The sequence below is a fragment of the bacterium genome, from assembly GCA_024224155.1.
GTDB lineage: Bacteria > Acidobacteriota > Thermoanaerobaculia > Multivoradales > JAHEKO01 > CALZIK01.
On the sequence record JAAENP010000164.1, the window covers coordinates 1 to 568 of the forward strand.

General features: G+C 65.3%; 2 protein-coding genes. Both read left to right on the forward strand.

Annotated features, from left to right (window positions below; all coding sequences use genetic code 11):
- Window positions 1-67 precede the first annotated feature (67 nt).
- On the forward strand, window positions 68-355 hold the full coding sequence (locus tag GY769_09935; GenBank protein MCP4202243.1) for a type II toxin-antitoxin system Phd/YefM family antitoxin: 288 nt from the start codon (window positions 68-70) through the stop codon (window positions 353-355).
- Window positions 336-566 (forward strand): type II toxin-antitoxin system RelE/ParE family toxin, encoded by a 231-nt coding sequence (locus GY769_09940; GenBank protein MCP4202244.1) that lies wholly within the window; start codon window positions 336-338, stop codon window positions 564-566. Before GY769_09935 ends, GY769_09940 begins: the two co-directional genes overlap by 20 nt.
- Window positions 567-568: the final 2 nt, after the last annotated feature.

The following is a 568-nucleotide window of genomic DNA, read 5'->3' on the forward strand; positions in this document are numbered from 1 at the left end:
CAACGACACCACTGCTCATCTTGCCCTTCGGTACGCGATCATGTACATTTCCTCTGGAGGATAGGACATGGCCACCGAAACTCTCTCCCTCACCGAATTGCGCCCGCGGCTCTCGGAGATCATCGACCGCGCTAATCGGTTCTTCGATCGCTTCCTCATGACCCGGCACGGCCGTGCGGATGCCGTCCTGCTGGCATCCGACGACTACGAGGGCCTACTCGAGACCATCGACATCCTGGCTGATTCCGAGTGCGTGAAGCGCCTTGCGGAGGCGGAAGAAGAATTCGCCCGCGGCGGCGGCCACTCTCTCGAAGCGGCACGCCGCGAGCTCCGCGATGCCCCCGGCCAGAGTTGAGCTCTCGACGACGGCGCGCAAGGCCCTCGGGAGGCTTCGCTCGGCAAATCGACGGCTGTTCGAACGGGTCGACCGTGCCCTCGATCGGCTAGCCGACGAGCCGCTCGCCGGCAAAGCACTGCACGGTCAGCTCGCCGGACGCCGGTCGCTCCGTGTCGGCCAGGTCCGCATCATCTCCGCGCCCAGGCCGCCGACTACGTACAGATGTTGACC

What these genes read in the sequence shown, in the direction of transcription:
- GY769_09935 (MCP4202243.1), top strand. Translation starts at nt 68, where the DNA reads ATGGCCACCGAAACTCTCTCCCTCACCGAATTGCGCCCGCGGCTCTCG.
- GY769_09940 (MCP4202244.1), top strand. Translation starts at nt 336, where the DNA reads ATGCCCCCGGCCAGAGTTGAGCTCTCGACGACGGCGCGCAAGGCCCTC.